The sequence below is a fragment of the Saccharothrix sabaoui genome, from assembly GCF_051756985.1.
GTDB lineage: Bacteria > Actinomycetota > Actinomycetes > Mycobacteriales > Pseudonocardiaceae > Actinosynnema.
Genome location: NZ_JBPKJK010000276.1, coordinates 1 through 6,672, shown reverse-complemented (window position 1 = coordinate 6,672; position 6,672 = coordinate 1). Strand labels below are relative to the sequence as shown.

Genomic DNA, 6,672 nt, shown 5'->3' with positions numbered 1-6,672 from the left:
ATGAATGGGTGACGCCGGACGGCGGCTGCCGGCCGACTTGATCGTTCAGGCGACCTCACCCGTTCCGGACCGCCCGGTCCGGTCAGCGATGCGGTCGGTGGCCCCGGTCGGCGGTCCCGGTCGCCCGTTCCGGCCGGCGGCCGGTCAGCCCGTGCCGCGGACGAACGCCCACGCGCTGCGGTTCACCGTGTCCTCGATCCCGGTGAAGCCCTCCGGCGGGCTCAGCGCCTCCTCGATGAAGTCGAGGTCCGGGTCGTCCGCCGTGCCGCCGACGCCGTCCGGCCCCACCGCGAACATCACGGCCGGGTTGCCGCCCGGGTCCATCAGGCCGTGCGCGTCGTTGCGCCCGTTGGTGTGCCAGCTGCCCGACATGTGCCCGACCTCGTGGCTGGTGATGTTGCCGACCGCGCGGCCGACGAACGCCACCCGGTCGCTGCCCGGGCGCAGGTACGTGTTCAGCGACACCGCCGGCCCGGCCGGGTCGCTGATCCGGTCGAGCAGCACCAGCGAGGTCTCCTCCCGGCCGAAGTTGCCCGCGTCGATGGACTGCGCGATGCCGACGGTCTGGATGCCGGACTCGGCGACGGTGCCGCCGACGACGACCCGGCTGACGTTCGGCTGCCCCCACGGGTCGGCGTGCTCGCGGCTGTTGAGGACGCGCAGCGCGAACCTCGGGTTGGTGCCCCTGGCGATCAGGTCGCGCTCCAGGTTCTCGCGCACGGTCGCGGTGATCACGCCGGCCAGCGCGCGCTCGTCACCCGCGGTGAGGCCCCACCGCGGCAGGAAGGCCGACAGCGGGGACAGGTCCCGGATGCCGCCGCCCCCGCCGTAGATCGACGTGTTCACCCTGGCGCCGTCGAAGTCCAGGAAGATCGTGTGCACGTCGCCGCGCGGCGCGGTCTCCGTGCCGGGGCGGAACACTTCGAGGTCGACCTCGTACGCGCCCTCGCCCGCCACCACGCCGAGCGCGTACCGGCCGTCGCGCGGGGCGACGAAGTCCACGACGGCGTTGCCGCCGCCGGGCATCGGCGAGTCGACGGCGAAGAGGGACGTGAGGTCCTGCGAGGAGCCGAACACCTCGCGGCCGGCCGGGTCGTGCACCGCCAGCCGCGTCCCGCCGCCCGTCACGGACGCGCCGAGCACGTCGCCCGCGCGCAGGTCGAACGAGAAGTGGTCGGCGTCGCCGCCGGGTCCGCTGGTGATCCGCAGTTCGTACGGCCCTTCGGTGCCCACTCCGTTGCCGGTCCCGGGCGTGGTGGCGTCGCGCGGCAGCAGGAACGGGTCCGACCCCACCGCGAGGTAGGCGGTCGTGCCCGCCGGGACCTCGAAGGCGAGGGCGGAGTCGGTCGAACCGGCCGTGTCGCCGTTGCCCGCGACCGCGACGCCCGCGGCGTCGTACACCACGAGGAACGTGTCGAGGTCGCCGGTCGGCGTGGACGTCCGGGCCTCGAACGCCAGCCCGGACGCACCTCCGTCGAGCCGGTGGAAGTCGACGTCGCCCGTGCCGTCGCCGGCGCTGCCGTACGGGCCGTCGCCGATCGTGCCGGTGGTGCGCAGCGCCGCGCGGACGCCGCCGATGCCGGTGTCGCCCGCGAGGCCGATCGCGTCGTCGGTCTCGGCGAACGGCGGCAGCACCGGGATGCTCGCGTCGACCTTGAGGTCACCGCTGAGCGCGACCTTCGGGTTGGCGCGGCGGCCGGTGCCGAAGCCGGCGATGTGCTCGGCGGTCGCGGGCGTGTCGTTCGCGCCGTTGGCGCCGACCGGTTCCGCCTCCCGGTACGGCAGGGGCGCCGGTGCGGCGGCGCGGCGGGCACCCGCCCGCACCTGCGCCTTCGCCTCGCGGTCGCGGGCGACGTCCAACGGGTCGGCCCCGGCGGGGTCCGACGGGAACATCAGCAACGGGTCGGTCCGGACGACCGGCACCGCCCCCGGTTCCGCCGCGGCGGCCGGCAGCCCGCCCAGCAGGAGCGTGGCGGCCGCCCCCGCGGCCAGCACGCCCGATAAGCGCTTGTCCATGTGCTTCCCCCTCGGTGTACGAGCGTCCAGACAAGCGCGTAGGCGTGATCGACGTCGCCGTTCGGCCGAGGTTGGCCCATTCGTCCTAGTCGCTCGTCCCGGTCGTTAGAGGGTTCGAGTCGAACTTTCGACGGAGTTGTCGAACCCCCCTTCGCTCTCCATCCTCGACCCGGACGACCACCGGGGATCGTGACGAAGGGTGCCGGGAGACATGAGGACCAGGTTCGCCGCCATCGGTGCGGCGCTGCTCGTCGTCGCGGGCTTCGGGACGACCGGTTTCGGGGTCGCCGAGCCGCCGCGGGCCGGTGCCGCGGTGGGGCTGCACGTCAGCGGGACGCGGGTCGTCGAGGCCGGTGGGCAGCCGTTCGTGATGCGCGGCGTGAACCACCCGCACGTGTGGTACACCGGGCGGACCAGTTCGTTCGCCGACGTCAAGGCGCTGGGCGCGAACACCGTCCGGGTGGTGCTGGGCAGCGGCAAGCGGTGGGGGCCGTCCACGGACACGGCCGCCGTGATCGCGCTGTGCAAGCAGAACCGGTTGATCTGCGTGCTGGAGGTGCACGACACCACCGGCTACGGCGAGGAGGGCGCGGCGGCGTCGCTGGACGAGGCGGCCGACTACTGGATCGGCCAGAAGGCCGCCCTGGTCGGCCAGGAGGACCACGTCGTGATCAACATCGGCAACGAGCCGATCGGCAACGTGAACGCGGCCCAGTGGACCGCCGCGACCGCCGACGCGATCAGGAAGATGCGCGCCAACGGGTTCCAGCACCTGCTGATGGTCGACGGCCCGAACTGGGGCCAGGACTGGCAGTACGTCATGCGGGACAACGCGCAGACCGTCCTGGACGCCGACACCGCGCGCAACACCGTGCTGTCGATCCACATGTACTCGGTGTTCAACACCGCCTCCAGCATCACCGACTACCTCGACCGCTTCCGGGCCAACGGCTGGCCGCTCGTCATCGGCGAGTTCGGCTGGAGGTTCGCCGCGAACGAGGTGGACCACGAGACGATCCTGAGCGAGGCGCGGGAGCGGGGGCTGGGCTACCTGGCCTGGTCGTGGAGCGGCAACACCGACCCGGTCCTGGACATGGCCACCGACTTCGACCCCGCCCGGCTCACCACCTGGGGTCAGCGCATCTTCAACGGCGCCGACGGCATCAAGGCCACCGCCAGGGAGGCCGCCGTCTACGGCGGCACCCAGCCGACCACGACCACCACGACCACCACGACGACCACCACGACGACCACCACGACCCCGCCGGGCGGACCGACCTGCACCGCGACCTACCGGGTCGTCAACCAGTGGCAGGGCGGTTTCCAGGCCGAGGTCGAGGTCACCGCGGGGAACTCGGCGACCAGGGGTTGGATGGTGTCGTGGACGTTCCCCGACGGCCAGGCCGTCACCAACGCCTGGAACGCCGCCGTCACCAGCTCCGGCTCCTCCGTCACGGCGCGCAACGCGGCCTACAACGGCGTCCTCGCCGCCGGCGCGAGGACCTCGTTCGGCTTCACCGGGTCGTCGCGCACCGCCAACGGCAGTCCCGCGCCCACCTGCGCGGCGAGCTGACCGGTGCGGGGGACGTCCCCCGCACCGGTCACCCGGGCCGTCAGGCGTTCGGGTCGAACGGGATGCCGGCGGGCTTGGCCTGCGACAGGTTGTGGGCGAACGCGCCGTCCTTGATGGCCAGGCTCGCGCTGCCGAAGTTCGCGTTCACCAGGATGTCGCGGATGCCGGCGGGGAAGCGGTCCCAGCTGACCAGGTCCGGGTACTGCCACGCGCCGTAGTGGTTCTCCGGCGGCTCGTTCGCGCTCGCGAGGCGGAAGCAGTGCGTGCCCAGGCCGTCCTTGTGGTAGACGACCTTGGGGTGCGTGCCCTCCCAGGCGACCTGCGAGCGCGGGTACGTCGAGTACCTGCCGTGCGCGGAGGTCGAGACGTACTGCGCCTGGTCGTTGTTCACCCACACGACGACGTGCTCGATGTCGTGGCGGTGGCCGCAGCAGTCGATGCCCGGCACGGCCTGGTCCTTCTCGAAGTACAGGTCGTAGAGGTAGGCGCACCAGCCGTTGTTGCACTTGGAGCGCGAGTACGAGTTGGTGTTGTCCAGGTCGGACCGGTCGCGGCAGTTGCCGTTGAGGGCGCCGGAGTTCTTCAGCCCGGTGGCCAGGGCGCCGGTCGGCGAGATGGCCGGGGTCGGGTAGCAGCCGTCGGTGTCGTAGTCGAACGCGGGCTGCCACTTGGCGTCGGCCTCGGCGGCGTTGCCCGGCAGCGCGGGCGGCGGGTCGGCCCACGCCGCCCCCGGCACGAGCACCGCGAGCAGGGTGGCGCCCAGCAGCGCACCCGCGAGTCTGGCGGCGGTCCGCCCGCCGCGGGGCGTGCTCCGGCTGTGGTCCGTCATCTGGGCGGTCACGACGACCATGCCCTCCATCCGGTGTCGAGTGGCGCGGGTGGCGGCGGCTGCCGGCCGGTGTCGCGGAGGCCACCGACCGGCTCAGAGGTTCCCGGCAGGGGGTCGGCGCGGTCAACCCGCCGTTGGTCGCCCCTCGGCGAACAGGCGGCGAACACCAGCCGGCCACCCCGCCGGCGGCTCGCCACGAAGCACCGACCGTACGCACGGGCCAGGTGGAGGTAGCCGGTGGGCTGGTCGGAGCAGTAGCGTCGAAAACGTGTCGGAACGGGACGAAGTCGTCGCCGGGCGGTATCGGCTGGTGGAGTTGGCCGGGCGCGGGGCCAGCGGGGTCGTCTGGCGGGCTCGTGACGAGCGGCTGGGACGGATCGTCGCGGTGAAGTTCCTCGGCGCGCCCGACGCACCGGGGGCCGTGGAGCGGATCGTGCGGGAGGGGCGCGTCGCCGCCCGGCTCAGGCACCCGCACGCGATCACCGTGCACGACGTCGTCGAGCACGGCGGCAAGCCGTGCCTGGTGATGGAGTACCTGCCGGCGCGGACCCTGGCCGAGCTGGTCGACGAGCGCGGACCGCTGCCGGAGGAGCTGGTGGCGGGCGTCGGGTGGCAGGTCGCGTCGGCGCTGGCGGCGGCGCACGCGGTGGGGATCGTGCACCGGGACGTCACCACGTTCAACGTCCTGCTGACCGACGACGGCACCGCGAAGATCGTCGACTTCGGCGTCGCGCGGGCCATCGGCGAGGGCACGGTGACCGACGCGCGGCTCGTCGTCGGCACACCCGCGTTCCTCGCGCCGGAGGTGGCGGCGGGGGAGGAGGCGGTGTTCGCCTCGGACGTGTACTCGCTCGGCGCGACGCTCTACGCGGCACTGGAGGGGCACCCGCCGGTCGGGACGACGGACAACCCGTACGCGCTGCTCAGGAGGGTGGTGGAGGGGCAGGTGCCGCCGCTGCGCTTCCCCGGCCCACTGGGAGAGGTGCTGGCCCGCGTGCTGCGCCGCGACCCGGCGGAACGGCCGACGATGGCCGAGACGCACGCCCTGCTGGACGACGTCGTGTCGGGCCGACCCCTGCCCGGCGGACCCCCCGCTGACGAGACCTGGCACGACGAGTCCCGGCACGACGAGTCCCGGCACGACGGGTTTCCGCTGGACGAGCCGACGGACGACGGGCCGGTGGGTGACGGGCCGGTGGGCGACGGTGCGCGCCCGGTCAGCGACACCCGGCCGCTCCCCGCGCCGCCCGCCGAGCCGGTTCGCGAGCCGGTCCGCGTGCCCTGGCGCAGGGTCGCGTCCGTCGCGGGTGCCGCCGTGCTGCTCGCCGCCGGGGTCGCGATCGGCGTCTCCCTGGGCGCCGGCGACCCGGCCGACCCGGCCGACCTGGCGGGTCCCGCGCCGGGCACCACCACGACCGCCGCCACCACGACGACCACGACCCCACCGCCGCCGCCTCCGTCACCCGACTGCACCGCCCGCCTGGACGTCACCAACTCCTGGCCGGGCGGCTACCAGGCGCAGGTGACCGTGCGCAACGCCGGCGCGCGGGCGCTCGCCGGGTGGACCGTGACCTGGCCCCAACCGGAGGGCCACGCGATCAGCAACCTCTGGAACGGCACGCTCACCACGGGCGCCGGTTCGGTGACGGTCGCCAACGCCGACCACAACGCCGAGCTGCCCGTGGACGGCTCCACCGCGTTCGGCTTCACCGCGAACGGCCCCGGCACGCCGCGCCTGGACGTCACCTGCGCGTCCGGCGGCTGAACCGCGACGGGTAAAGTCGTCGGCGTGGGGCAGGGCGCGGCGGACATCGGGGTCTTCTACGACGGTACGTGGTTCGCGTACCTGAGCGACTTCTACGCCACGGTGCACCCCCGCGCCGCGCGGATCGCCCTCGACGGCTTCCACGACGCGGTGCGCTGGTACGTCCACGCCGAGACCGGGCGCGCCCTCGACGACTGCCGGCTGCGCGAGGCGCACTACGTGCGCGGGCGCATCGAGACGCCGGCCACGTCCTTCGACGCCGTGCTGGCCGCCGCCGGGATCGTCCGCCACGACCTCCCGCTGCACGGCGGCAAGGAGAAGGGGGTGGACGTCCACTTCGCACTGGAGGTGTGGGAGCGGGCCACCGCCGTGCCGCTCCAGTGGGTCGTCCTGGTGACCGGCGACGCCGACTTCGCGCCGCTGGCGACCCGGCTGACCGCCCGCGGCGTCCGCGTCCTCGTGCCGGTCGTCGACGCGTCCTGGCCGGTG

Annotated in this window: 5 protein-coding genes; 3 read left to right on the top strand and 2 right to left on the bottom strand. The window is 73.8% G+C overall.

Translation table 11 applies throughout. The features are described from left to right. Nucleotides 1–144 precede the first annotated feature (144 nt). Nucleotides 145–2,016: a PPC domain-containing protein gene (locus ACR807_RS40535; RefSeq protein WP_438926855.1), complete on the bottom strand. Its 1,872-nt coding sequence runs from the start codon at nt 2,014–2,016 to the stop codon at nt 145–147. Nucleotides 2,017–2,227: 211 nt separating this feature from the next. On the opposite strand from ACR807_RS40535, the gene ACR807_RS40530 reads away from it, so the two are divergent. Then, a complete protein-coding gene (locus ACR807_RS40530; RefSeq protein ID WP_438926854.1) occupies nt 2,228–3,589 on the top strand; it encodes a cellulase family glycosylhydrolase in 1,362 nt (453 codons plus the stop codon). Between the two features lie 40 nt (nt 3,590–3,629). On the opposite strand, the gene ACR807_RS40525 is transcribed toward ACR807_RS40530, so the two are convergent. After that, a complete protein-coding gene (locus ACR807_RS40525) occupies nt 3,630–4,418 on the bottom strand; it encodes an NPP1 family protein (protein ID WP_438926856.1) in 789 nt (262 codons plus the stop codon). Nucleotides 4,419–4,686: 268 nt separating this feature from the next. On the opposite strand from ACR807_RS40525, the gene ACR807_RS40520 reads away from it, so the two are divergent. Then, nucleotides 4,687–6,183 carry a protein kinase domain-containing protein gene (locus ACR807_RS40520; protein WP_438926853.1) on the top strand — a complete coding sequence of 499 codons (1,497 nt, stop codon included), beginning with the start codon at nt 4,687–4,689 and terminating at the stop codon, nt 6,181–6,183. 24 nt (nt 6,184–6,207) lie between these two features. Next, on the top strand, nt 6,208–6,672 hold a 465-nt coding region (locus ACR807_RS40515), incomplete at its 3' end, for an NYN domain-containing protein (RefSeq protein ID WP_438926852.1).

Coding starts and splice junctions, on each gene's coding strand:
- ACR807_RS40535 (WP_438926855.1), bottom strand. CDS start 2,016: ATGGACAAGCGCTTATCGGGCGTGCTGGCCGCGGGGGCGGCCGCCACG.
- ACR807_RS40530 (WP_438926854.1), top strand. CDS start 2,228: ATGAGGACCAGGTTCGCCGCCATCGGTGCGGCGCTGCTCGTCGTCGCG.
- ACR807_RS40525 (WP_438926856.1), bottom strand. CDS start 4,418: ATGACGGACCACAGCCGGAGCACGCCCCGCGGCGGGCGGACCGCCGCC.